Origin of the sequence: Haloarcula sp. DT43, assembly GCF_037078405.1 — an archaeon.
In the GTDB taxonomy this organism is placed as follows: domain Archaea; phylum Halobacteriota; class Halobacteria; order Halobacteriales; family Haloarculaceae; genus Haloarcula; species Haloarcula brevis.
Genome location: NZ_JAYMGZ010000004.1, coordinates 392,958 through 414,971 on the forward strand (window position 1 = coordinate 392,958; position 22,014 = coordinate 414,971).

The following is a 22,014-nucleotide window of genomic DNA, read 5'->3' on the forward strand; positions in this document are numbered from 1 at the left end:
GTCAGACTGCCCGCGGGGAGAAAAAATCTACTGCGCTACAGTTCGTCGGCCAGCACGTCGAGCGTGGCGTCGAGGACGGCCGGGCGCTCGCCGGCCAGGTAGCGGATGGTGCCCTCGCGGACGCTCCGCGTCGCGACGCCGCCTTCGGGGACCCGCTCGCTGACTTCGCGCACCAGTTCGTGGAGGTCCACGTCGCCGTCGGCGCGGACGTACATCGTGTCCGTCGAGATGCCGAGCACGGCGTCGCTCTCGTCGCGGACCTCGCGGTAGAGTTCATCGAGCAGGAGCGACTCCGGCGGGAACTCGTACTGGTGGGTGAACGCGTCCGTATCGAGGACGGCGATGTCCACGCCGTCGACGGTCCGGTAGTCGAGGTTGGCCTCGGCGGTCGCGACCTCCTCGTCGACCTTCTCGCGGAACTGCTCGGCGATGTGGCCGGCCAGGCCGCCCACGTCCTCCTCGTCGTCGCCGAACACGAGGTCGGTGATGAGTTCGCGCTTGTCCTCGTAGGACTGGTAGTGGGCTTCGAGCGCGACGGCCTCCCGGAGCTCCGAGACAGCGCTCTCGTCGTAGCCGGCCTCGCTCGCGGCCGCGGCGTACGGCTCGGGGATGTTCTCCCAGAAGCTCACGGCCGGGAGGTGCTGGAGGTCGTCGCGCACGTCGTCGTTGACGTGTGCGGCGACGTTAGCGGCGAGCGACGTCGCGGTGGTCTCGGAGACGGTCTCGGCCGAAGGGGAGACGACGGCGTCGACCGTGTCGACGACCGCCCCGTCGACGTCGATGTCGTCGACGACGACCGTCGGCGCGCCGTAGACGTTCAGCAGGTCGAACCCGTCGAGGCTCTCGCGCGTGCCGCCGGCGGCGACGAAGACGAACAGCGGGAGCTTCTCCTCGTGGCGCTCCCGGTTGTCCAGCATCGTCGTCGTGTCCTTCGTCGCGTCGTCCATGTCGTAGACGCCGCCCTCGATGGGGCGTCGGTCGAAGTAGTGGTACTTCGCGTCGGCCCGGCGATGCTGGTCGGTGACCAGCGGGAGCGTCGCCCGTTCGAGCGCGCTGCCGGCCAGGTAGCCGTCCGCGGTGTTCGCGTGGCGCACGATGACCGGGCGGTCCGTCAGCACGGCCTTCCGGATGTGGGTCGCGGCTTCGACCAGGGCATCGGAGAGGGCCGCGACCGCCGTGTCCTCGGCAAGCGGGTCGACCGTGTCGGGGCGGGCCTCGTCGTCGAGGGCGTCGGCGAGTCGCTGCTCGACCGCCTCGCGCTCGTCGGCTTCGAGCACCTCGAGCGTTTCGGTCTCGACCTGCAGTTCGCCGCGACGCTCGCGGACCTCGCCCATCAGTCGGACGTAGTCGTCTTCCTCGACCTCGGGGTAGGCGCGGACGCCCGCCTCGACGAAGGCCGCACAGTCGACGGTCCCGGTCTCGTCCTGCAGTTCGAACACCGTCGGCCCGGAGGTCTGTCGGATGCCGACGACCTCCCCTTCGAGCTGCACGTCCGAACCGACGTGGCCTTCCAGGTCGCCGATGGCGGCGGCGACCGCCTCAGCCGTCTGGCCTTCGTCGGTCTCGTCGTCGGACTCCGTGACGACGGCGGTGTTCGACCCGCCGTCGTTGCCGCCGACGGCCGCGGTACCTTCGACGCGGTCTGCGTCGCCGGCCCGGCTGACCGACCCGGCGTTCGCGGTGCTGTCCGAGTCGGACGAGCCCGAATCGTCGTCAGCGCTCGATTCACTCTCGCCCTGGCTCTCGGACTCCGTCGCAGAGTCGGCCTCTGAGTCGGCGGCTTCGTCGTCTTCGTCGTCCTCGTCGTCTTCGTTTTCGAGCAGGACGGAGTGGCCGATGTCCGGGTCGTCGACGAGGACGCCGCGGAACTCGCGTTCGGACTGGCGAATCGACCACCCGAGGTCGACGTTGCCGTTGTCCCGTACGTTTTTGACCTGGACGTAGACGGTGTCGCCCGGTTCCCAGTCGAGGGAATCGAGCCGCTGGTCCAGTTCGCTCCGGTGGAGCAGCCCCGTCACGCTGTCGCCGATGTCGACGAACACGCCGAACTCGGCGAAGCCGTCGACACTGCCGCGGTAGTAGCGGTCGACCGATAGCTGGTCGGCACGAGACCCGCGGAACTCGAACAGGGCGTCCTCCTCGTGGAGGTCACAGATGCGTCCTTCGACAGATTTGCCACAGATGATACACGAACCCATTACACGGTGCAAGCATGTCGGGCCTAAAACGGTTGTCGAATTCCGGACGAGCTGGGCGGGCCCGCTATTCGAACAGGTCGCTCTCCTCTTCGAGCAGTTCGAGCCCTGCAGCGACCGCTTCGGCCTGTTCCGGGAACAGAGCCACCTCGATTTCGCTCCCCTGCTCGTCTTCGAAGGCGAGCTTCACGCGCTTGTCGCCGTACTCGCGAACGTCGACGCCCGCCACGTCGTACATCTTGATTGTCGCTTCCTTGTTCGACGGGCCGACGCTCTTGAACGCGCCGTCCTTGAGTTCCAGCATGAACTGGTCGATGTCGATACTGAGCATCGCGTGGAGACGCGGGCCGGCGGCCCCTAAAACCCGGAGTCGGCGACCAGCACCGAGAGGGCCTGGAAGCCGCGGAAGCCGTAGCCGAAGACGATGGCGGCGGGCACGGCTCCGACCACCGCGGCGACCGGCAGTCTGACCTCGTGGACGACGGCCGTCCCGAGCAGGTACAGCGCCGCGCCCCAGGCGGTGACGAACACCCGGACCTCGGCACTTGGCAGGCCGGCCAGCAGGCAGGGAGCCATCGCGTAACACAGCACCTGGACGGTCTCGCTCACGCCACCGCGGTCGGAGGCGACGGGGAGCACCGAGAGCGGGAGCAACAGTAGCGTCTGTAACGCCGCCGTCAGATGCACCGTCGCCGGCGTGACGAACACGAGGACGGCAAACAGCGCCAGCACCGCGACGCCGGGCGAGAAGCCCGCGATGGCGGGGTAGTCGAACGGCCCCGTCGACAGCAGTCCCCGCTCGGCCAGCTTGACGACGGCGTAGCGGCTCACCTCCTCGACGAGGACGACCGTCGCCGCGAACACCAGCCCCGGTGCCTGGTCGCCCGGAGCCACGCCGGTGCGGAAGAACCGCCGCGGGCGAGACAGTATCTCGACCCACGCGCGAACCAGCGCGACTGGCCCCCGGTCCCGGCCGCCGCTCGGATTCTCGACCCACTGAGTCACGGCAGTGCGTAGGGCGTGGGTCGGTTTGACCGTTTCCTTCTTCCGGGCGCGTGGGGTTCAGGTTCGGACACGCACAGCGGTGCTCGGGGCTACTCCGCTGCTTCTTCGGCGCAGATGCTCACGGGTCTGACACACACAGCGGTCCTCACCGTTAATCATCTGCCCCGACGTTCTCCGTGCTCTCGAAACACGCCGGGTCCGGCTCGATGTTCGCGTACTGGACCGCCTCCTCGCCCAGCGTCGCCACGCGCTCGTCGATGCCGGCGTCGACTATCCGACCGTCGGCGATGTGGTTGCGCGCGTTCGGAATCGCGGCCTGGTGGGGGATGACCCAGCAGTTCAGCGCCCGGCAGACGGAGCGGAGGTGTTCGAGCGCGGTGATGGGAAAACTGCCGCCGGCGACTGCCAGCAGCCCCACCGTCTTGTGTTCGAACTCGTCGAAGCCACAGTAATCGAGGGCGTTCTTCAGCACGCCGGAGTAGGACCCGTGGTACACCGGCGTCCCGAGCAGAATCGAGTCGGCCGCGTGGATTTCGTCGGCGAACGCGACGGCGTCGCCGGCCTCGCGGCGGTCGGCGTCGAACACCGGCAGGTCGAACTCCCGGAGGTCGAGCAGGTCCGTCGTCGCTCCCATCCGCCCGGCCGCGGCAAGCGCGCGCTCGATGCCGATACGAGTGTAGCTCTGGTCTCTGAGACTCCCGGCGACACCGACGACGCGTGGTTCGCTCATGAGAAGGCTATCGCGGGCGGCCGGTATATCGGTGATGGAGGGCGGCGTCGCCGGTCGTCCGAGAACGTCGGCCGTGCGGGCGGTCGCTCAGGAGCCGAGTTGAATCTTCTCGGGCGAGGCTTCCTCGCGGGAGCGGTGGCCGAGGTCGGCTTTCAGCGCCTCGATGGCCTCCTCCGGGTCGGTCTCCGAATCGAAGACCCGGTCAAAGCCGAGCGCCTTGAACGTCTCGCGCGTCTCCTCGAAGGAATCCTGCCCGACGGCGAGGTTCCCGCCGATGTACGTCGTCACGTCCAGCCCCGCCTCGTTGATTTGCTGCTGGAACCCCTGGCAGTCCTGCTCGGCGTGGCCGTACAGCGACGACACGAGTATCGCTTCGGCGTCGTGTTCATCCGCGGCGTCGACGAACTCCGACTGGGACGACTGAACGCCGAGGTTGACTACCTCGAACCCCGCCGCTTCGAACGCCCGTTCCAGAATGGTAATCCCAACGACGTGCGCGTCGGAGCCGATGACACCCAGGATGACTGTCCTCATACAGGACCACCAAAGCGCGTCACCTACATAAACCTAATGATAAACCATTATAGATTGTGGCAACGGTTCACACTGTCGAAGGGAATGATATTAGCCGTGCTAGCACAAATCATCCAGTGGACACGCTATGTTACGCGACGCATGCACGCTCTCGGGGGATTTTCGGACAGGACACCGTCTGTGGCGTCGGTTGCGGCTTCGCGTATCTGCGGCCCGACCGCCGACGGGACAGGCATGACGACCATCCGCCGAGCCTTCGACGCGGACGCCGACGGCATCCGCCGGGTCGCTCGGGCGGCGTGGCACGACGCCTACGACTCGCTGGACGCCGCAGTCATCGACGAGACGATAGCCGACTGGTACGCCGACCCGCTGGGCAGCGCGCTCCACGGGTGGGCCGGCGGCGTCCCGGCGAACGACCTCGACGACATCGAGGCGACGCTGCTGGTCGCCGAGCAGGACGGCGACGTCGTCGGGTTCACACAGGGCATCACCATGCACACCATGGGGACGATGCTGCGGCTGTACGTCCACCCGGACCACCACGGCGAGGGCGTCGGGACGGCGCTGTACGACAGGCTCGAATCGACGTTCCGGGACCACGGCGTCGAGCGGTTCCGGGCGCTCGACCTGGCCTCGAACGACCGGAGCCGGGCGTTCTTCGAGAACCTCGGCTTCGAGCGGGTCGAGACGCGCACGCTCACTATCGGCGGCGAGCCCCACGACGAGGCGGTGTATTCCCGCGAGCTACCGCCCGCCGACGAGTAGCCCGCGGACTGGGGTCGCGGGCCTGGACGTCGGACAGAACGACGCAGCGCCGCTCAGATGCCGCGGACTGTCTCGATGAGTCCGACGGACTCCAGAACCATCCAGCAGACGAACACCACGTACAGGCCCAGCAGCGTGTACGCCTCGCGGTCGGTGAGTTCGAGGTCGGTCCGCGTGAACACGATGAACACGAGCGTCGCAAAGCCCAGAAACCCCATCGTCGGAATCGCCACGAGGAAGTCGATTGTCGCCCGGCCGGCCAGGAGGACGCCGACCGGAATCGCTACCAGGAGGTTGAACGTGTTGCTCCCCAAGACGTTGGTCAGGCTCGTGACGCTGTCGTCGTTTTTCGCCGCCCGGACGCTGACGAAGGCGTCGGGGAGGCTCGTGCCGGCGGCGATGACGGTCAGTCCCCAGAGGAACGTCGGCGTATCGAAGATAGCCCCGAGCGAGAGCGCCCCCTGGACCATCCCCTCGACGCCGACGGTGATGACGACGAGTCCGACCCCGAGCATGCCCCACTCCCGACCCGGACGGACGGTGTGGGTCTCGTCCGCGACGTGGTCGCTCGCGTCCTGCTGGTGCAGGAAGACGTAGATGCCGTAGGTCACGAGCGGGACAACGGCGAGCGCGGGGGTCAGGACGGCCGCCCGGTTCGTCCCGCCCGGAACGTACGTCGCCCCGAGCGCGAACACGATGAAGAGGATGAGGACGCTGATGACGTAGAACTGGGCGTCCTTGTGGACGATGTCGCGCGTCGCCCGTAGCTCCTCGCTCGACAGCGCCGCGAGGGCCGGAATCACGAGCAGATTGAATATCGCGCTCCCGACGATGGCACCGACGCCCAGCGAGAACTCGTCGTGGACGACGGTGCTGATGACGACCGAACTTATCTCCGGGAAGCTCGACCCGACGGCGACGACGATTGCCCCGTGGACCGCTACCGGCAGGCCGTAGTACCGGCTCAGCCGTTCGGCGGCCCGCTCGAAGTACGCGGTCCCCTTCCAGATGACAGCGGTGGCGACGACAATGAGGACGACCGAGCCGAGCAAGCCAACCATTGGGGAGGTATTAGCCACAGGGGTTCAAGGGTGTGTTCAACTGGGGTCACCGCTGGAGGCGGGCAACGAGTCCGTCGCCGGCCCCATCACACTCGACCAGCCCGTCGTCTTCGAGGTCCGACAGCAGCCCGCGGAGCCACGCCCGCCCGTGCTCCCCGTCGGGGACGTAGTCGACGCGCACACGCGGGCCGAGTTCGTCCAGCCGCAGTTCGTCGTACTCCTTCAGCGCCGAGACGACTCGGCCCCGCATCTGCCGGCGGCTCCCCTCGAACTCCGGCTGTGTGGGCACGTCCGGCGCGGTGAAATCGCCGGTCTCGTACGCCCCGCACCACTCGCGCCAGGGACACTCCGCGCCGTCGCAGTCGGGCGTCTTCTCGCAGGCGACCCCGCCCAGTTCCATGATGGCGTTGTTCCAGACCCGGGACCGGCCCTCGGGCATGAGCGCGCTCGCGGCCGCCTCGAACGCCGAGTCGTCGTCGGGCACGCCGAAGGCGCGGTAGAGGACGCGCTTGACGTTCGTGTCGACGACGGCGTTCCCGTTGTTGAACGCGAAGGAGGCGACGGCGTTGGCGGTGTAGGGGCCGACCCCCATCAGGTCGCTGAGGCCGTCCGGGTCGCGGGGCCACTCGCCGCCGTAGTCCTCGACGATTTGCCCCGCGGCCTCGTGGAGATACTTCGCCCGGTTGTTGTACCCCAGCGAGTGGTCGGTCCAGAAGCCCACCACGGCAGAACGGTCGGCTTCGGCCAGGGCCGCCGCGGTCGGCCAGCGGTCCAGGAAGTCCTCCCAGGCGTCGACGACGCGGTCCAGTTGGGTCTGCTGGCTCATCACCTCGGAGACGAGAATCTCGTAGGGGTCGGTCGTCTCACGCCAGGGGTACGAGCGGTGGTCCGCCTCGTACCACTCCACGAGCGCGTCCTGGACAGCCGACGGGTCCGCGGGCACGCCTCCCGGACGGTCCGTCGCTGCCGGCTGGTCGGTCATACCCCCGTTTGGCTCCGTCCCGATTTGTGCGTGGTGGTCGTCGCCGACCGGGTCGCACGGCCGCGAACACCGCCCGCAGACGAAAGGGGTTTCCTCGCGCTCGCCGTCCGAGTTCGTATGAGCCTAGAGGAGCTACAGGACGACATCGAAGCGGCGTACGGCGACTTCGACGACGAGTTCGAGCTGTCCGTCGACCGCGAGACGCGCAACGAGCTCGCCATGCTGTCTGTCGCGCTCGACCCGGAGGACCCGGACGAACTCGTCAGGCGCGCGGTACACATGCTGTTCCAGTCGACCGTCGACCGCGGGACCCTGGACTTCCACCTCCGGTCGAGCTACGACTGCACGTACGACGAGTACCTCTCTGGGATGACCTTCGACCAGATGACCGGCAACGACTTCCCCCAGCCACAGGACAACGACGACCGCCGCTACCAGTTCTGAAACAGCAGTCCGAGCGCGAGCACCGCCGCCACGCCCAGGACGACGGAACTCCAGAACGCGACGCGGGAGGCGAACGCACGGTTGGGTCCGGGCGCGGTCAGGGCGGCCTTGACGGCGATGCTGGCTGCCGTCGCCGCGAGGATAGCGAGCATCGCCGTCGTGGCGCTGATAGCCCCGGCGCGGTACAGCAACACGGCCGAGGTCGTCGCGCCGGCGCTCGAAACCAGGCCGCTGAGCGCCGACGTGACGTACAGCCCCGCCGTGCCGAACTGCGTCTCCGCGAACCCGCCGGCGACCACGACCAGCAGGAACACCCCGCCGAAGGCCAGCGCGTTCCGCAGCGAGAACGGGCTTTCCAGCCCCATGTCGACCGTCTCGGACCAGTCGGCGGTGTAGGCGGCGACGGCGACGCTGCCGGCGATGACGGCTCCGAGGGGGACGATTGCCTCGACCAGGACGCCCCGCTCGATGGTGAAGAACACGGTGATGAGGAGGTTCCGGAGCGCCATCGCCGCGTCGGCCAGCAGAATCGCGGCGACGGCGTAGGAGGTGGCGTCGGGCCGCCGTCGGACGTGGTCGAGCATCGTGCCGACGACCGCCGTCGACGACGCCAGACCGCCGAAGAAGCCGGTGACGGCGATGCCGCGGCCGCCGTAGGTCTGGACGATGGCGTAGTTGACGATGCCGATGCCGGCGACGAACACCACCATCAGCCAGATGACCCGCAGCTCGACGGCGATGTCCAGCAGGCCGCCGGGCACCTCGACCGGCTGCGCCGGGAGCAGGGGGTAGATGACGAAGGCGATGATGGCGAACTCCGTCGCCGAGCGCAGTTCCTCGCGGGAGAGCCCCCACGCCAGCGAGTGGAGTTCCCGCTTGAGCACCAGCAGGAGCGAGGAGAAGACGGCGACCGACACCCCTTCGAGAACGAACCCCCGTGCGACGAGCGCCCCGACGCCGTAGGCGACGAGCATCGACACGGACGTGGTCAGCGACAGCCCCTCGCTCTCCCCGTCGCCGAGCAGCCCCTGGGCCGCGAGCAGAATCCCCTGGACGATGACCAGGACGCCGCCGACGACCAGCAGCGCCTGGTTCTCGACCAGCGTGAACACCGCGGCGAGGAGGCTTATCAGCGCGAAGGTCCGGATGCCGGCCGACTTCTGTGACCACTCCCGCTCCAATCCAAGGAACATCCCGAGCGCGCCCGCGAGCAGGATTCGAAACACCGTGGTCTGAATCGGCTCGGGGGACAGTTGCAGAGGGTCCACGGCCGAGATACGGCGGGCGTCGGTTAAAGTGATAGGGCCGGACGGCGGGACGACCGGCTCGCGGACGCAGGGCTATCGACGAAGCGACGGCCTCGGCACAAGTGCGCCGTTACAGGTCGACGTACTGGTCTTCCCACTCACGCCGGGCGTCTATCTCGCGGCGGCCGCGCCGCGTGAGCGTATAGAAGTTGGTCCGACGGTCGCGCTGCCCCTTCTCGACCAGTCCTTTGTCAACGAGGGTATCGAGGTTCGGATACAGGCGACCGTGATGTATCTCCTTCTCGTAGTACGCTTCGAGTTCCTCCTTGATAGCTAAGCCGTGGGGCTCCTCCCTGCCAGCGATCACGTACAGGAGGTCACGCTGGAATCCTGTCAAATCGTGCATCGATTCACCTATGTAATGATTTAGTATCTATACTGTTAAATATATCGGCCGGGAGAACTTGGATTGGTTTCGATAGTACGGAATGTCGAATTTTCTGTATTTGGCGGCTCAAACGAGGTTTTGTCCATATGGTAAATCCAGTCAGTATATCATCATTCTCTCGAAACTGATGGCAACAGTATTATTTGTCAGCACAGCCTACAGGTGATATGGTAGAAACTGTTCTGTTCGAAAACGAACAAGTACTCGACCGAAGCGCCGTCGCGGCGTATCTCAGAACGGTGGCCGACTCCCTGGAAGAGGGGTCCGAGATAACGCTCAGCGCGGGCAGCCAGGAGGCCACGTTCGCCCCGCCGTCCCAGGTAGAGTTCGAAGTGAAAGCCGAACGCGAGGGGCCGGAGGGCGGCGACGGCGAGCTCAGCATCGAACTCGAACTGGAGTGGCCCGAGAACGCGACGGACACCGAACTGTCTATCGAGTAAGCCGTCGTCGAGTGTAAAGAACGCTCTTTTCGGGTCGAGTGCAGCGAAGTAAGTGGAAAGCGGTCGCGGAAACCGCGACCGCTTGCCGCCCTGAATTGGTCCCCGCTGACGCTTCGGCCCTCCAAGCGAAGCGTCATCTTGTCGAATGGGGCAGAATAACTTAAAAGTACCGGCCCCGTCCAGCAGGTGTTAGTTTTCGAATCTGAAACGGACGTAAGTTGTAACTAACTCAGATGTGGTCCTCCTCCAGTACCCACCCGAGCGCCCGCTTGTAGTGTGTAAACATCATTCGGACCCGCTCGTGGTTCATCTCCTCGTCCTGTAGCTGTTCGGCGAGGAACTCGTACTGCTCGCGTATCTCGGCTTCCGAGCGCATGCGTCGCCCTACGCCTCCCTCGCGGAACAATCTTGAGGGCCGCCCTCCCAGCATGAGGTATGAAAGTCCGCGGGGAACGCGAGTGCCAGGACTGTGGCACGCGGTGGCGGTACTACGAGACGGGGAGCATCGCCTGTCCGGAGTGTGGCAGCATCCACAGCGTCGGCATCGACGACCACACCGAGCACACCGACACGCCGGCCACGCTCGATTTGACGCCGGTCCGGGACCGAATCGACGCCGAGTCGACCCGCGAACTCGCGGAGGCGGCCGCCGAGCGGTGCCGGGAGTACACGCGCAAGCGCGGGTTCATCGATGCCGGCGAGTTGCGCCCGCTCGACCCGACGTTCGTCGCCGCGGTCGAACTCCAGCACGTCGGCACGCACCTCGCCCGCGAGATGCGACACAGCGACCCGGCACAGCGGTACTTCTACGACCTGCTCGGCGGGGCCGACGACGGCGACCGCCCGGCCGTCGAGACGGTTCCGTCGACGCTGCGGGTCCCGTACGGGCTGGCAATGGCCACCGCCGTCGACAGCTATCAGCGGGACGTGCGGACGTATCTGGACGAGAATCCGGACCCGACTGCCCGCCGGCTCTCCGGACGCATCCGCGACCACCGGAAGCGAATCGAGGCGCTGGACGGCGACGTCGACCCCGCGGACGCCAACCGGCTGGTCCACGCGGCGCGGGACCTGGGGTCGTACGTCACCGGCGACGAGAGCGCCTTCGTCAGGGCCGAAAACTGGCTCGCCGGCATCGAGGACGACGCCGTCTAGCCCCTGAGTCGCCGAAGCAGTGTCTCGTCCAGGCAGTCCGACGGCACTGCCCCCTTCCACGCCGCGGTCTCGATACCCTCGCCGTCGAGCCCCGGGTCCGACGCGAGCGCCGTCGACTCCGGCGTGCCGCGGTAGGTCCCGAAAAAGAACGTCGCCTCGCGCCCGCCGTCGGTCACCGTGACCTCGGTGACGGCGGCCAGTCCGTCGACGGCGATGTCCACCCCGGTCTCCTCGCGCACCTCGCGGCGCACGGCCTCTCGGCGGGTCTCGCCGGCCTCGACGCCGCCGCCCGGAAGCTTCCACGTGTCGTCCTCGTAGACGAACAGCACGCGGTCCTCGGAGTCGGTGACGAGCGCACCCACCGCCCAGCGGAGGCCGCGCTCGGCGCGGGCCCGGACCCCATCGACGCCCGCCGCGTCGGTCTCGCGGGTCACCCGCCGGGTGAGCACGTCACGGTCCCGGAAAGCCGCGAGCGCCGGCATTCAGGCGAGGTCGACCTTGATGTCGTGTTGCAGGCCCGCCGCTTTGACCGTGTTGTACAGCAACATCGCGCGGGTCATCGGGCCGACGCCGCCGGGGACCGGCGTGACGGCTCCGGCTTTCTCCTTCGCGCTCTCGTACTCCACGTCGCCGACCAGTTCGTAGCCCTTCTCGGTGTCGGCCTCGACGCGGTTGATGCCCACGTCGATGACCGTCGCGCCCTCCTGTATCATCTCGCCGTCTATCATCTCCGGGACGCCGGCCGCGGCGACGAGGATGTCGGCGTTTCGCGTCCGCTCGGCGAGGTCGTCGGTCCGGGAGTGACACACCGTCGTCGTCGCGTTGCCGCCCGGAGCCTTCTGGATGAGCAGGTTCGCCATCGGCTTGCCGACGATGTCCGAGCGGCCGACGACGACGGCGTCCTTGCCCTCGGTATCGACGCCGGCGCTCTCGATGAGCTTCTGGATGCCGTGGGGCGTGCAGGGCTTGTAGCGGGCGTCGCCGGCCACGAGCCGGCCGACGTTCTCCGGGTGGAAGCCGTCCACGTCCTTCAGCGGGTCGATAGCGCGCAGGACCTCGCGGTCCTCGACGTGGTCGGGGACCGGCATCTGGACGAGAATGCCGTTCACGTTCTCGTCGGCGTTGAGATCCTCGATTGTGTCGTACAGTTCGGCGGCGTCCGCGTCGGGGTCGATGTCGATGTCGATGGCTTCGATGCCGACCTCCTCGCAATCGTCCTGTTTCATCGAGACGTACGTCTCGCTGGCCGGGTCCTCGGACATCAGGACCGTCGCCAGCGAGGGCCGGGCACCGGCGTCGGCGAGACGGTCGATGGACGCGACCAAGTCGTCACGGATAGACTGTGCGACGGCGTTGCCGTCGATAATCTCGGTCATTACGTACACCCGCGGCGCGGGATGGTATGAACGTCCCGGAATTCGACCGGTGCGCCGGCCGTACTGTTCAGGGACGGCCCGAGCCATCGACGACCCGACGCTGTGGTCCCTGCGTGACGGGGTCTCTACCCCGGGCCAACGGCCGACCACCAGTCCACCGTCGTCGGTAATCAGGGTATACGTTCATGCTGTCAGCTATCCATTGTGTCTCATGGTTGCACGACGGCTCCTGGGACTGCTCATCAGCGGAACGACCAGAGATGTGAACCGAAAAACCGACCGAATCCGGCGTAACGCCGCAGAAATCGTCACCCGACCGTTTCGGACGCTCTACTCGATAGTGTTCATGACGCTGCTTTTCGGCGTCGTCTACACCATCGTCGTCGACAGCGGAGCGGCCGCCGCCGTCGACGCGGCGGAGGGAGACGCGGTGGCGATAGCACTGGCGCTCCTGCCGCCGCTCCCGGTTCTTGCGCTCATCGCCGCCGCGATGGCGGTGCTTGTCCCGTTCTCGATGCTGTTCACCGGCGTCAACGACGAACGGCGGTACCACCGGTAAAAGGGGTCGGTGCCGCTCAGTCGTACAGCGTGTACTCGTCGGTCAGTTCGTCCACGCGGGCGCTGACCTCCGCGACGACGTCGTCGTCGTGGGGAGCGTCGACGACCTCGTAGATGAGGTCGGCGACCTCGCGGCAGGCGTCCTCGTCGAAACCACGGGTGGTGAGCCCGGGCGTGCCGGCGCGGATGCCCGAGGGGTTGAACGCCGAGCGGGTCTCGCCGGGGACGGTGTTGGCGTTGAGGACGATGCCGGCCTCTTCGAGGGCCTCCTCGACTTCCTTGCCGGTGGTGTCCGGGTGGGAGGGACGGAGGTCGGCGAGCACGAGGTGGTTGTCCGTGCCGCCCGAGACCAGGTCCAGACCGTGTTCCTGCAGTCGGTCGCCGAGAGCGACGGCGTTGTCGACGGTCTGCTGTGCGTACTCCTCGAACTCGGGGGCGAGCGCCTCGCCGAAGCCGACGGCCTTGCCGGCGACGTTGTGCATCAGCGGGCCGCCCTGGGAGCCGGGGAAGACGGCGGCGTCGATGTCGTCGGCGTACTCCTCGTCGCACATGATGATGCCGCCCCGGCCCGCGCGGATGGTCTTGTGGGTCGAGCCCGTGACGAAGTCGACGACGCCGACGGGCGACTCGTGGACGCCGGCGGCGACGAGACCGGTGATGTGGGCGATGTCCGCGAGGTGGTAGGCGTCGACCGCGTCGGCGGTCTCCTGAATCCGCTCGAAGTCGACCTCCCGGGGGTACGCCGAGTACCCCGAGACGATGATGTCGGGCTCGAACTCCTCGGCGTGGTCGTGGAGGCCCTCGTAGTCGATGTAGCCGGTCTCCTCGTCGACCTTGTACTGTTCGACCTCGTACACCTGGCCGGCGAAGTTCGCCGGGTGACCGTGGGAGAGATGGCCGCCGTGGGTCAGGTCCAGAGAGAGAATCTTGTCGCCGGGTTCGAGCACGCCGAGGTAGACGCCCATGTTGGCCTGCGAGCCCGAATGCGGTTGGACGTTGACGTGGTCCGCGCTCCACAGTTCCTTCGCGCGGTCGATGGCGAGTTCCTCGACGTCGTCGGCGTACTCACAGCCGCCGTAGTAGCGCTCGCCGGGGTACCCCTCGGCGTACTTGTTCGTCAGCTCGGAGCTCTGGGCCTCCATGACGGCCTCGCTGACGTGGTTCTCGCTCGCAATCATCGCTAGCGTGTCGTTTTGCCTGCCGCGCTCGCCCTCCAGGGCGTCCGCGACTGCCGGGTCCGCATCCCGTACGGTTTCGTAGCTCATATATCCGGGTCGGGACCGGTGCGACAATAATCTACCCTTTGCCCCGCGTGTGCGAGACGCATCACCTCGCTATTGTGGGTGCGGGGGGAGTGACGGCGGGCTGACATCCGTACGTATATATTGGATGACGTTCCACATGACCACACATGGTCGCCTGGGGGGTGACAGGCGAGCGGGTGGGCCGGGACAGCGGCGAGACGCCGGACTGGGACGGGAAGACGGTCGACCCGAACGCGCTGGTGTGTCAGTTGCACAGTCGGGAAGCCACGGACGGCGAGCGGTTGCCGGGACGCGTCGACGACTGTTACCGCGGGACAGTCACCGAGCTGGCGCTGCCGGCGGTTGACGCCACGGTGACCCGGGTCGACGCCGACGAGGACCCCGCCGAGGTGCCGGCGACGCTCCGGGAGGGGACGTATCTGCTGACGATGCAGGCCCGCGTCGCCGGTCGCGGCCGGGCGGTCTCGCCGGGGGTCGGTGACGAAGTCCGGATTCACGTCCGATTCGACGGGCCGGCGTCGCTCCACTCGGCCGGGGTGACCGCCGTCCTCGCGTTCGAGGAGCCGACGAGCGTCACCGTTGGGTTCGTCCGGGGAACGGACGCGGACCGACCGCGTCTGCAGGTCCCGGCGACGCCGACGGGACTCGCCACCGCGATTACGCACCTGAGCGGGGCCCACGACACGATGGCCCCGTCCCGGTCGCACCCGGATCTGCGTGGCCGGCCGCCGCTGGTCACGACCGGCGAGACGACCCGCATCCCCGAGACCGTTCGGCAGAACCGCCCCGACACCGGCATCACGCTCCGGGTGCCGCCGTGTGAGGCGGAACTGCTCGTCAGCGCGCCGCTGGCGTACTATCTCGGGGCCGACGTGGTCGTCGAGTCGCGGGACGCCGCGGTGCTGACGGCCGAGGACGCGTCGGTCAGGGTCGCCTTCGACGCGTGGCCGTCGCTACAGGAGGGCGTCGTCGCGCTGCTCCGGAAGGTGTTCTACCTCGACTGCCTGGTCAGACGCGTCGACCCGGCCGAGAGCGGGGGCCGCATCACGTCGGCGCTCTCGCTGGACCCGGATGCGGTTCGGTCGCTGTCGCCGGCCGGACGCCTCGAACGGTACGCCGAGGTTTCCGACGAGGCCGTGAACTCGATTCTGCCGGAGTGGCCCCTGTCGACGTACGTCCCCCCGGAGCCGGAACGGGTCCGCTGTCTCCCGTTCCTGCTCGACCGTCTCAGCCTCGTCTATCTGCCGGACAGCTCCCGGCTCGACCGGGACGAACTCCTCGACAGGACGCTGGCGGACGCGTATCTGAGCCGCGGGTCGGCCCAGCGCCCGCCGGTCATCGAGCCGACCCTGCGCGAGGGGCAACTACACGCCTGGCTCGCGCCGGGCACCCCAATCGACGCCTGCAAGACGCCGCCGGAGGCGTACGCGAACCGCCACCGGAGCCAGAGCCGCGACACCGACGGACAGCGAGTCGCGGTCGTCCTCAACGACGAGGAGATGGCCGAGGAGCACACGGAGGTCACGGAGATATACCGGGCGGCGGACCTCCAGATGGACGTGCGGGTCAGCGAACTGCTGTCGGTCGAGGAACTGGCCGAGGTGTTCCGACAGCCGACGGAGTTCGTCCATTTCATCGGCCACTGCGACGACGATGGACTGCGCTGTCCCGACGGGAACCTGGCGCTGTCCTCGCTGTCGGAGGCCCGAACGCAGACGTTCTTCCTGAACGCCTGCGGGTCCTACGAGGAAGGACTGGACCTAGTCGAACGGGGCGCGGTCGCCGGTGCAGTGACGATGACCGACGTGCTTGACAGACACGCGGCGCTTGTCGGAACCGCCTTCGCGCGCCTGCTGAGCAACGGCTTCAGCATCCAGCGGGCGCTGGAACTCGCCCGGCGGCGGATAGTGATGTGCAAGGACTACGCGGTCGTCGGCGACGGGACCTACTCGATTGGGCCCACACCCGCGCATCCGGCGGTGGTCTGGCTCTCGGAGGGCGAGACCGGGTTCGACGTGCAGTGTACCGTCGTCGCCCCGGAGCGGCCCGGTGAGCGCTTCCGGCTGCCGTTCGAGGACAGCACGGCGCTGAACGGCGAGCAGACGAGCCATTCGCTCGACGCCGCGGAGCTGGCCGAGGCCCTGGCACAGACGTCGCTGCCGGTCATCTACGACGGCGAGTTCCACTGGTCGGACGACCTGGCCGCGCGTCTCCGGACGGATTTCTGACGCGTCGCCGTCGCGTTCCGGTGTGGAAGTGTCGCTCCCGGCGACCGATTCGGCCGTCGTCGGGCGACGCTGGCGAACACAGCGGGGTGTCAAGCCCGCCCGTTCGAGGACTTCTGTTAGAACGGGTGAACAATATTTTATCGCCGCTCGACGGTGGGTGTTGTCGGATTCCCGGCGAAATCAACACTACTTGGTCGGTAAAATTAAATATGCTAATACACTATATCCGTCCAACGGACAATGACTGAAAATCTCCTACAGGACGACGTCGGCTCTATGTTGACCGCAGTGTTCGGGTCGACAGACGAGCCGGTGTACGTCGTGAACCCCTCGCGACGGAGCATTTCAGAGCTCGTGTCGACACTCGACGCCGACTCGGATGCCCCCGAGGTCCGCCTGCTGGCCGACGAGCGCGCGCTGAAAGACGTCATGGACGACTTCCTCGTGGCGAGCACCGCCGCCGACCTCGTCGACGAGGGGCGGCTCGCGATGCGGCTGTTGGACGACGTGCCGAACCACTCGGTCGCGGTGACCGCCGACACGGTGTACGCGCTGGTCACGATAAGCGACACTGTCGGCGGTCTCGGCACCGACGACGCGGAGTTCGTCGAGAACGCCTACGACTACTACGAGTCCAGCTGGGCGGACGCCGACGAGTACTCGCTCCGGACGCCGCCGCTCGACCGCGTCCGGAGCACGCTGGAATCGGACATCGGCTCGGAGACCGCGTCGGACTTCGACGAGGTCCTGAACTCGCTGTCGACGGCCCGCGGCGACGGCGACGGGCTGGACGAAGTCACCATCAGCCTACTCGTGGCCGCACGGAACGGCGAACTGCTGTACGACATCAGCAAGTGGGGCGAGGACGTCGGGCTGGCGAGCAAGGCGACGTTCTCCCGGACGAAGACGAAACTGGAGGACATGAACCTCATCGACACCGAGAAGGTCCCGATAGACGTGGGCCGGCCGCGACTCCGCCTGATGCTCGGGGACGAGCGGCTCAAGGAGGCCGAGCCGGACGAACTGGCCGCCGTGGCACAGTCGCTTCTCGCCGCGTAGGTTTTTCAGGCTCCACCGCGAGGGCTTGGGCATGCGAACTGTCGAAGTCGTCGGGCGTGGACCGGCCGTCGACGCACTCACAGCGTTTCTCGCCGATATCGACGTCTCAGTATCACAGCCGTCGACGCCGACCGATTCTGGCGGCGACCTCGCCGTCGTCGTCGACACCGTCGGCTCCGAGCGGTTCGGAACGTGGAACGACCGGCTGCGAGACGCCGGGACGCCCTGGGTGGCCGTCGAACTGGGCGGCGTCGGCGGCGTCCCGGTGTCCGATGCCGCCATCAGCGGCTTCGGGCCCGAGACGGGCTGTTTCGACTGTCTGCGGTCGCGGGTCGAGGCGACGGTCGAGGACACCGAGGCGCTCGCGGAGGCCCCGTCGGCGGCCACCCAGCGGTTCGCGGGAGCGCTGGCCGGCCGGCTTGTGACACAGTTCCTCGACGGCGGGGGCACCCTCCTCGGGACCGTCACGGAGCTACCACACACCCAGCGGCGGTTCCTCCCGGTCCCGGGCTGTGACTGCGGCGAGCCGCCGAGCCGAACGCTCGGTGACGGCCGCCGGACGGCCCCCGACGGCGAGGCGCTGTCGCGGGCGGAACTCGGGCTCGACGAACGGGTCGGCATCGCCACGGAGGTCGGCGAGGTCGCATCGTTCCCGGCCCCCTACTACCTGTCGACGCTCGCAGACACCGCCGGCTTCAGCGACGTGTCGGCCGCCGCCAAGGCCGCTGGCGTCGCCGTCGACTGGGACACGGCGTTCATGAAAGCGCTGGGCGAGAACTACGAGCGGTACGCGGCCGGAGTCTACCGCCAACGGAGTTTCCAGCAGGGACCCGTCGCCGACGTCCCGGACGCCGTCGGGCCGGACTCGTTCGTCAGGGACGAAGCCGAGTGGGAACCGTCCACAGAACTGCCCTGGGTGCCGGCCGAGGCGTTGCTGACCGACGAACGGCGGTCGCTCCCGGCCGAGACCGTCCACTATCCGCCGCCGTCGAACGCCGTCAGGCCGGCGACGACGACCGGGCTGGGGCTGGGCAACACCGTCACGGAGGCGCTGCTGACCGGGCTGTACGAGGTCGTCGAGCGCGACGCGGCGATGCTGTCGTGGTACTCGACGTTCGAGCCGCTCCGGGTCACCGTCGACGACCACGACCGATACGAGACGCTCCGGCGGCGCGCCACGTCCGAGGGGCTCGACGTGACGGCGCTGCTGTTGACACAGGACGTCGACGTGCCGGTCGTCACCGTCGCGCTGGAACGGGACGAGTGGCCCCGATTCGCGCTCGGCACCGACGCGGACCTGGACCCGGGTGCCGCCGCTGCCGGCGCGCTGGAGGAGGCGCTCCAAAACTGGATGGAACTCGACGGGATGGGGCCGGAGGCGGCCATGGACGCACAGGGGGCCATCGGGCGCTACGCCGAATCGCCCGGCGAGGCAGCCGACCTGACGGCGGCCGAGACGGCGGTCCCGCTGGACTCGCTCGGTCCCGACGCGGACCGCTCCGGCGAGGCGGAACTGGAGGCGCTGTGTGACCGGGCCGCCGACGCGGGGCTCAGGCCGTACGCGGCGCGGCTGACGACGTGCGACCTCGAACAACTGGGGTTCGAGGCGGTCCGCGTCGTCTGTCCGTCGGCCCAGCCGCTGTTCTTCGGTGATTCGTTCTTCGGCGAGCGCGCCGAGGCGGTGCCGGCCGACCTGGGTTTCGAGCCGCGACTCGACCGGGCCCACCACCCGTTCCCGTAGGAGCGCCGCGGGGTCAGATACCGAACGTCGCCCGCAGCATGTCCCGCGTGCCCGGCCCGAGCCCGACCGCGGTGACGGCGATGAGCAACAGGAGCGCGTACCGCGGGCTGTCGTCGATGAACTCCCGGTTGAACAGCGAGACGACCAGCGAGGCGACGGCGAGCTTGACGACCAGGAACGGCCAGGACGTGCCGATAGCGGCCGAGAGGCCGGCCGGCTGCAGCGACTCGGTGGCCGCGATGATGAACTCGTTGGCCGGGTGTTTCGGGTAGTACGTCAGCGGGACGTTGAGCGCGTCGAGCCAGTCGGCCAGCAGGACGTTGGCGACGCCGTCGATGGCGTGGCCCCAGATGACCAGCAGGCCGATGTAGCCGGTCCCGTCGTTTATCGCCGGGCGATAGGACTCGAACAGGCGGTACAGCCCGTAAGACAGGACCGAGGCCAGCCCGACGGTCGTGGCGAGGACCGACGGGTACAGGGTCGCGTACTCGCGCGTCAGCGCGACGAACGTGAGATAGATGAGCGTCACGAGGACGAACGCGCTGCCGACAGCGCCGGTCGTCCGGTAGTAGCTGTCGACGACCCCGCGCTGGTCGAGGTCCACGCAGACGACGAGGACGAGCAGCGTCAGCAGGAACACCGTGCCGTAGATGACGGGGCTGATGATGAGCGAACTCAGCGGGTACTCGACGATGGGCGTGACGCCGGCGTCGACCGCGCGGTCGGTCGCGTCCTCGACGGTCCGCAACGCGCCGCCCAGCAGCATGAACGGGACGAACGCGAAGTAGAGCTTCGGGTCCTCGGCGATGTCGAGCCGTTCGAGGAGGTAGTAGACGCCGACGAGCATGTACACCAGAATCAGCATGTAGCCGACCTCGGAGACGATGGTGTACCCCGGCTCGGCGACGAGCCGTCCCTCCTGGATGGCCGCCGCACAGCCCTCGTACAGTGGCTGTGGCCCGGACGCGGTCATCTCCGCACAGCTGGCCGCCTTGGCGTCCGCGTACACCGGTCCCCAGAAATACCGCCAGAGGAACCGGTCCCAGACGGCCTGCGGCGCGGCGGTGACGGCTCCGGCCGCGACGGCGAGAATTGCGACGAGAGAGCCCACCCAGAGCTGACCGGGCCCGAAGTCATCGACGGCTCGCTCGAACGTTTCCATGGCCGAGTGACCGGTGGCAGGCGGTTTTAGCGTTCCGGTCGCGTCTGCGCGGCCCGGACTCGCGTGGCCCGCTCGGCGGGGTCGAAGACCGGCTCAGTCCCGGGCGAGCGCCTCGTTGCCCGCCGCTACGAGGGCCTCGTGTGCCTCGCCGTTGGAGGCGACGACCGAATCGCTGTCGTGGCTCCAGGGCTCGCCGTCGAGGTCGGTGACCGTGCCGCCGGCCCGACGGACCATGTGGACGCCGGCGAGCGTGTCCCAGGGGTTCATCGGGCGCGTGCACGCGAGGCCTTCGAGTGCCCCGTCGGCGACGTGGGCGAGCGTGGCCTGGAACGACCCCAGACGGCGGATGTCGCCGAAGCGGTCGCCGATAGCACCACACAGCCGGCCGAACTCGGCCCTGGCGTCGCGGTCCCACCAGCCGACCGGGGCGACGGCGAACGTCTCCGGGTCGGTCCGGCCGCTCACCGAGAGTCCGGTCCCGTCCCGCGTCGCGCTCTCGGGGCCGACGGCGTAGAGGTCACCATAGGAGGGCAGGTAGGTCACCGAAGCGACCGGGTCGCCGTCGACGACCGCACAGACGCTCGTCGCCCACAGACGCATCCCACGGACGTAGTTCGCGGTCCCGTCGATAGGGTCGATGACCCACGCCGCGCCGTTCTCGGGGACGCTGTCGACCGCTTCGGCGTCGCGGTCGCTCTCCGGGCCGGCGACTATCGAGAGTTCTTCCTCACAGAGGAACCCGTCGTCGGGGAACGCCTCCCGGATCGTCGCGACGACTTGTCGCTGGGCGTCGCGGTCGGTTTCCGTGACGAGGTCGTTCTTGTTGGCCTTCGACTCGACGCTGAGGCTGCCACGGAACTGCTCGCGGGCCACGACACCGCCGGCGCGAGCCGCCCGTTCGGCGACCGCCGCCCGGTGGCTTGCATCAGTCATACCTGTGGCTGGACTGGCCTCGTTCAAACCACCTCGGCTTCCAGCAAAACAGGGCCCTCGACCGGCGACGACTCAGTCGTCTTCGACGGCCTCGTCGACGGCCTCCAGAATAGCCTCGGCGATGTCCCGTGCCTCGTCGGGCGTGTACAGGACCTGGTTCCCCAGCGATTGCTCGATGCGGACGTAGCCGTCGTCGTCCTCGATTGAGAAAAACGCCGTGTTCTCCAGCGGCGGCACGCGCAGGCTGGCCCCCTCGGACTGGTCTGTAGCCATGTTACCACGTAACGCATGTATCGATTTAAATCTACGGCTCGGGGCGGGAGAACCGGGCCGCGTTTCAATAATTGATAACTGGACCCAAACGGATTATACTACCCCCGGAAATGTGTACATATGGCTTCGATACGTGGGGCGTTCCGGTTCAGCAAGAACGTCGCGGTTATCATGCTTTTGGGGGCCGTCTACGTCCTCGGACTGAGCGTGAAGACTGTCGCCAGTGCATCGTCGAGTCGCCTGCCGCGGCTACACGCTCTCGGCGACGAAATCCGAAACCGACTCCGCCGGCCGGCGTGAGACGGCGAGACACCGTCGACCGCGACGAACCGCGACAGTCGAGTATGTATAGCGGACTACGCCGCCGTCGGTGGCCACTGTCCGAGGCATCCCGTGACGTCCCGTGAGTA

At 67.8% G+C, this 22,014-nt stretch carries 25 protein-coding genes; 9 read left to right on the top strand and 16 right to left on the bottom strand.

Going from position 1 to position 22,014, the window contains the following annotated elements:
* Nucleotides 1-35 precede the first annotated feature (35 nt).
* From VI123_RS16690 to glmS, 5 genes are all read right to left on the bottom strand, one after another.
* Nucleotides 36-2,198 carry a DHH family phosphoesterase gene (locus VI123_RS16690; protein WP_336339194.1) on the bottom strand — a complete coding sequence of 721 codons (2,163 nt, stop codon included), beginning with the start codon at nt 2,196-2,198 and terminating at the stop codon, nt 36-38.
* A 64-nt stretch (nt 2,199-2,262) separates the two neighbouring features.
* Nucleotides 2,263-2,526: a hypothetical protein gene (locus VI123_RS16695; protein ID WP_336339195.1), complete on the bottom strand. Its 264-nt coding sequence runs from the start codon at nt 2,524-2,526 to the stop codon at nt 2,263-2,265.
* Between the two features lie 26 nt (nt 2,527-2,552).
* The gene (locus VI123_RS16700) at nt 2,553-3,200 is read right to left on the bottom strand and encodes a YIP1 family protein (RefSeq protein ID WP_336339196.1); all 648 of its coding nucleotides are present in this window, start codon (nt 3,198-3,200) and stop codon (nt 2,553-2,555) included.
* A gap of 151 nt (nt 3,201-3,351) precedes the next feature.
* Nucleotides 3,352-3,930: an NADPH-dependent FMN reductase gene (locus tag VI123_RS16705; RefSeq protein WP_336339197.1), complete on the bottom strand. Its 579-nt coding sequence runs from the start codon at nt 3,928-3,930 to the stop codon at nt 3,352-3,354.
* Nucleotides 3,931-4,017: 87 nt separating this feature from the next.
* Nucleotides 4,018-4,464: a methylaspartate mutase subunit S gene (gene glmS / locus VI123_RS16710; protein ID WP_336339198.1), complete on the bottom strand. Its 447-nt coding sequence runs from the start codon at nt 4,462-4,464 to the stop codon at nt 4,018-4,020.
* Between the two features lie 234 nt (nt 4,465-4,698).
* On the opposite strand from glmS, the gene VI123_RS16715 reads away from it, so the two are divergent.
* Entirely contained in the window at nt 4,699-5,232 is a 534-nt protein-coding gene (locus VI123_RS16715; RefSeq protein ID WP_336339199.1) for a GNAT family N-acetyltransferase, read from the top strand.
* A 53-nt stretch (nt 5,233-5,285) separates the two neighbouring features.
* On the opposite strand, the gene VI123_RS16720 is transcribed toward VI123_RS16715, so the two are convergent.
* Together VI123_RS16720 and VI123_RS16725 are read right to left on the bottom strand one after the other, a co-directional pair.
* Complete coding sequence (locus VI123_RS16720; RefSeq protein WP_336339200.1) at nt 5,286-6,293, bottom strand: sodium:calcium antiporter; 1,008 nt, start codon at nt 6,291-6,293, stop codon at nt 5,286-5,288.
* A 46-nt stretch (nt 6,294-6,339) separates the two neighbouring features.
* Nucleotides 6,340-7,275 (bottom strand): A/G-specific adenine glycosylase, encoded by a 936-nt coding sequence (locus VI123_RS16725; RefSeq protein WP_336339201.1) that lies wholly within the window; start codon nt 7,273-7,275, stop codon nt 6,340-6,342.
* Between the two features lie 117 nt (nt 7,276-7,392).
* Between VI123_RS16725 and VI123_RS16730 the strand changes: the two genes are divergently transcribed.
* Nucleotides 7,393-7,719 carry a hypothetical protein gene (locus VI123_RS16730; protein ID WP_336339202.1) on the top strand — a complete coding sequence of 109 codons (327 nt, stop codon included), beginning with the start codon at nt 7,393-7,395 and terminating at the stop codon, nt 7,717-7,719.
* Here the strand turns inward: VI123_RS16730 and VI123_RS16735 are convergent.
* Both VI123_RS16735 and VI123_RS16740 read right to left on the bottom strand, forming a co-directional pair.
* The gene (locus VI123_RS16735; protein WP_407067012.1) at nt 7,707-8,987 is read right to left on the bottom strand and encodes an MgtC/SapB family protein; all 1,281 of its coding nucleotides are present in this window, start codon (nt 8,985-8,987) and stop codon (nt 7,707-7,709) included. The two genes, VI123_RS16730 and VI123_RS16735, sit on opposite strands and share 13 nt — an antisense overlap.
* Before the next feature lie 109 nt (nt 8,988-9,096).
* Nucleotides 9,097-9,372: a PadR family transcriptional regulator gene (locus tag VI123_RS16740; RefSeq protein ID WP_004518082.1), complete on the bottom strand. Its 276-nt coding sequence runs from the start codon at nt 9,370-9,372 to the stop codon at nt 9,097-9,099.
* A 209-nt stretch (nt 9,373-9,581) separates the two neighbouring features.
* Between VI123_RS16740 and VI123_RS16745 the strand changes: the two genes are divergently transcribed.
* On the top strand, nt 9,582-9,854 hold the full coding sequence (locus VI123_RS16745; RefSeq protein ID WP_336339203.1) for an amphi-Trp domain-containing protein: 273 nt from the start codon (nt 9,582-9,584) through the stop codon (nt 9,852-9,854).
* A gap of 229 nt (nt 9,855-10,083) precedes the next feature.
* On the opposite strand, the gene VI123_RS16750 is transcribed toward VI123_RS16745, so the two are convergent.
* Entirely contained in the window at nt 10,084-10,230 is a 147-nt protein-coding gene (locus VI123_RS16750) for a hypothetical protein (RefSeq protein ID WP_336339204.1), read from the bottom strand.
* Nucleotides 10,231-10,289: 59 nt separating this feature from the next.
* On the opposite strand from VI123_RS16750, the gene VI123_RS16755 reads away from it, so the two are divergent.
* On the top strand, nt 10,290-11,009 hold the full coding sequence (locus tag VI123_RS16755; protein ID WP_336339205.1) for a DUF7117 family protein: 720 nt from the start codon (nt 10,290-10,292) through the stop codon (nt 11,007-11,009).
* Here VI123_RS16755 and VI123_RS16760 read toward each other — a convergent pair.
* Nucleotides 11,006-11,491, bottom strand: coding sequence for an NUDIX hydrolase (locus tag VI123_RS16760; protein ID WP_336339206.1), 486 nt, complete (start codon nt 11,489-11,491; stop codon nt 11,006-11,008). The genes VI123_RS16755 and VI123_RS16760 overlap by 4 nt on opposite strands.
* Nucleotides 11,492-12,385: a bifunctional methylenetetrahydrofolate dehydrogenase/methenyltetrahydrofolate cyclohydrolase gene (locus tag VI123_RS16765; RefSeq protein ID WP_336339207.1), complete on the bottom strand. Its 894-nt coding sequence runs from the start codon at nt 12,383-12,385 to the stop codon at nt 11,492-11,494.
* A gap of 211 nt (nt 12,386-12,596) precedes the next feature.
* Here VI123_RS16765 and VI123_RS16770 point away from each other — a divergent pair, with 211 nt between their 5' ends.
* Complete coding sequence (locus VI123_RS16770; RefSeq protein ID WP_336339208.1) at nt 12,597-12,944, top strand: hypothetical protein; 348 nt, start codon at nt 12,597-12,599, stop codon at nt 12,942-12,944.
* Between the two features lie 16 nt (nt 12,945-12,960).
* On the opposite strand, the gene glyA is transcribed toward VI123_RS16770, so the two are convergent.
* Nucleotides 12,961-14,208 (bottom strand): serine hydroxymethyltransferase, encoded by a 1,248-nt coding sequence (gene glyA / locus VI123_RS16775; protein ID WP_336339209.1) that lies wholly within the window; start codon nt 14,206-14,208, stop codon nt 12,961-12,963.
* A gap of 146 nt (nt 14,209-14,354) precedes the next feature.
* Between glyA and VI123_RS16780 the strand changes: the two genes are divergently transcribed.
* From VI123_RS16780 to VI123_RS16790, 3 genes are all read left to right on the top strand, one after another.
* Nucleotides 14,355-16,436, top strand: coding sequence for a hypothetical protein (locus VI123_RS16780; protein ID WP_336339210.1), 2,082 nt, complete (start codon nt 14,355-14,357; stop codon nt 16,434-16,436).
* A 240-nt stretch (nt 16,437-16,676) separates the two neighbouring features.
* On the top strand, nt 16,677-17,495 hold the full coding sequence (tbsP, locus tag VI123_RS16785; protein ID WP_336339211.1) for a transcriptional regulator TbsP: 819 nt from the start codon (nt 16,677-16,679) through the stop codon (nt 17,493-17,495).
* A gap of 31 nt (nt 17,496-17,526) precedes the next feature.
* The gene (locus VI123_RS16790; protein ID WP_336339212.1) at nt 17,527-19,236 is read left to right on the top strand and encodes a YcaO-like family protein; all 1,710 of its coding nucleotides are present in this window, start codon (nt 17,527-17,529) and stop codon (nt 19,234-19,236) included.
* A gap of 13 nt (nt 19,237-19,249) precedes the next feature.
* Here VI123_RS16790 and VI123_RS16795 read toward each other — a convergent pair whose 3' ends face one another.
* From VI123_RS16795 to VI123_RS16805, 3 genes are all read right to left on the bottom strand, one after another.
* Nucleotides 19,250-20,398 carry a DUF63 family protein gene (locus tag VI123_RS16795; protein ID WP_336339213.1) on the bottom strand — a complete coding sequence of 383 codons (1,149 nt, stop codon included), beginning with the start codon at nt 20,396-20,398 and terminating at the stop codon, nt 19,250-19,252.
* A 93-nt stretch (nt 20,399-20,491) separates the two neighbouring features.
* Nucleotides 20,492-21,331 carry an inositol monophosphatase family protein gene (locus VI123_RS16800; protein WP_336339214.1) on the bottom strand — a complete coding sequence of 280 codons (840 nt, stop codon included), beginning with the start codon at nt 21,329-21,331 and terminating at the stop codon, nt 20,492-20,494.
* A 72-nt stretch (nt 21,332-21,403) separates the two neighbouring features.
* Nucleotides 21,404-21,604 (bottom strand): hypothetical protein, encoded by a 201-nt coding sequence (locus VI123_RS16805; protein WP_336339215.1) that lies wholly within the window; start codon nt 21,602-21,604, stop codon nt 21,404-21,406.
* A 120-nt stretch (nt 21,605-21,724) separates the two neighbouring features.
* On the opposite strand from VI123_RS16805, the gene VI123_RS16810 reads away from it, so the two are divergent.
* Nucleotides 21,725-21,904, top strand: a complete 180-nt coding sequence (locus VI123_RS16810) for a hypothetical protein (RefSeq protein WP_336339216.1) — start codon at nt 21,725-21,727, stop codon at nt 21,902-21,904.
* Nucleotides 21,905-22,014 lie beyond the last annotated feature (110 nt).

What these genes read in the sequence shown, in the direction of transcription:
- VI123_RS16690 (WP_336339194.1), bottom strand. Translation starts at nt 2,198, where the DNA reads ATGGGTTCGTGTATCATCTGTGGCAAATCTGTCGAAGGACGCATCTGT.
- VI123_RS16695 (WP_336339195.1), bottom strand. Translation starts at nt 2,526, where the DNA reads ATGCTCAGTATCGACATCGACCAGTTCATGCTGGAACTCAAGGACGGC.
- VI123_RS16705 (WP_336339197.1), bottom strand. Translation starts at nt 3,930, where the DNA reads ATGAGCGAACCACGCGTCGTCGGTGTCGCCGGGAGTCTCAGAGACCAG.
- glmS (WP_336339198.1), bottom strand. Translation starts at nt 4,464, where the DNA reads ATGAGGACAGTCATCCTGGGTGTCATCGGCTCCGACGCGCACGTCGTT.
- VI123_RS16715 (WP_336339199.1), top strand. Translation starts at nt 4,699, where the DNA reads ATGACGACCATCCGCCGAGCCTTCGACGCGGACGCCGACGGCATCCGC.
- VI123_RS16720 (WP_336339200.1), bottom strand. Translation starts at nt 6,293, where the DNA reads ATGGTTGGCTTGCTCGGCTCGGTCGTCCTCATTGTCGTCGCCACCGCT.
- VI123_RS16725 (WP_336339201.1), bottom strand. Translation starts at nt 7,275, where the DNA reads ATGACCGACCAGCCGGCAGCGACGGACCGTCCGGGAGGCGTGCCCGCG.
- VI123_RS16730 (WP_336339202.1), top strand. Translation starts at nt 7,393, where the DNA reads ATGAGCCTAGAGGAGCTACAGGACGACATCGAAGCGGCGTACGGCGAC.
- VI123_RS16740 (WP_004518082.1), bottom strand. Translation starts at nt 9,372, where the DNA reads ATGCACGATTTGACAGGATTCCAGCGTGACCTCCTGTACGTGATCGCT.
- VI123_RS16745 (WP_336339203.1), top strand. Translation starts at nt 9,582, where the DNA reads ATGGTAGAAACTGTTCTGTTCGAAAACGAACAAGTACTCGACCGAAGC.
- VI123_RS16750 (WP_336339204.1), bottom strand. Translation starts at nt 10,230, where the DNA reads ATGCGCTCGGAAGCCGAGATACGCGAGCAGTACGAGTTCCTCGCCGAA.
- VI123_RS16755 (WP_336339205.1), top strand. Translation starts at nt 10,290, where the DNA reads ATGAAAGTCCGCGGGGAACGCGAGTGCCAGGACTGTGGCACGCGGTGG.
- VI123_RS16760 (WP_336339206.1), bottom strand. Translation starts at nt 11,491, where the DNA reads ATGCCGGCGCTCGCGGCTTTCCGGGACCGTGACGTGCTCACCCGGCGG.
- VI123_RS16765 (WP_336339207.1), bottom strand. Translation starts at nt 12,385, where the DNA reads ATGACCGAGATTATCGACGGCAACGCCGTCGCACAGTCTATCCGTGAC.
- VI123_RS16770 (WP_336339208.1), top strand. Translation starts at nt 12,597, where the DNA reads ATGGTTGCACGACGGCTCCTGGGACTGCTCATCAGCGGAACGACCAGA.
- glyA (WP_336339209.1), bottom strand. Translation starts at nt 14,208, where the DNA reads ATGAGCTACGAAACCGTACGGGATGCGGACCCGGCAGTCGCGGACGCC.
- VI123_RS16780 (WP_336339210.1), top strand. Translation starts at nt 14,355, where the DNA reads ATGGTCGCCTGGGGGGTGACAGGCGAGCGGGTGGGCCGGGACAGCGGC.
- tbsP (WP_336339211.1), top strand. Translation starts at nt 16,677, where the DNA reads ATGACTGAAAATCTCCTACAGGACGACGTCGGCTCTATGTTGACCGCA.
- VI123_RS16790 (WP_336339212.1), top strand. Translation starts at nt 17,527, where the DNA reads ATGCGAACTGTCGAAGTCGTCGGGCGTGGACCGGCCGTCGACGCACTC.
- VI123_RS16795 (WP_336339213.1), bottom strand. Translation starts at nt 20,398, where the DNA reads ATGGAAACGTTCGAGCGAGCCGTCGATGACTTCGGGCCCGGTCAGCTC.
- VI123_RS16800 (WP_336339214.1), bottom strand. Translation starts at nt 21,331, where the DNA reads ATGACTGATGCAAGCCACCGGGCGGCGGTCGCCGAACGGGCGGCTCGC.
- VI123_RS16805 (WP_336339215.1), bottom strand. Translation starts at nt 21,604, where the DNA reads ATGGCTACAGACCAGTCCGAGGGGGCCAGCCTGCGCGTGCCGCCGCTG.
- VI123_RS16810 (WP_336339216.1), top strand. Translation starts at nt 21,725, where the DNA reads ATGGCTTCGATACGTGGGGCGTTCCGGTTCAGCAAGAACGTCGCGGTT.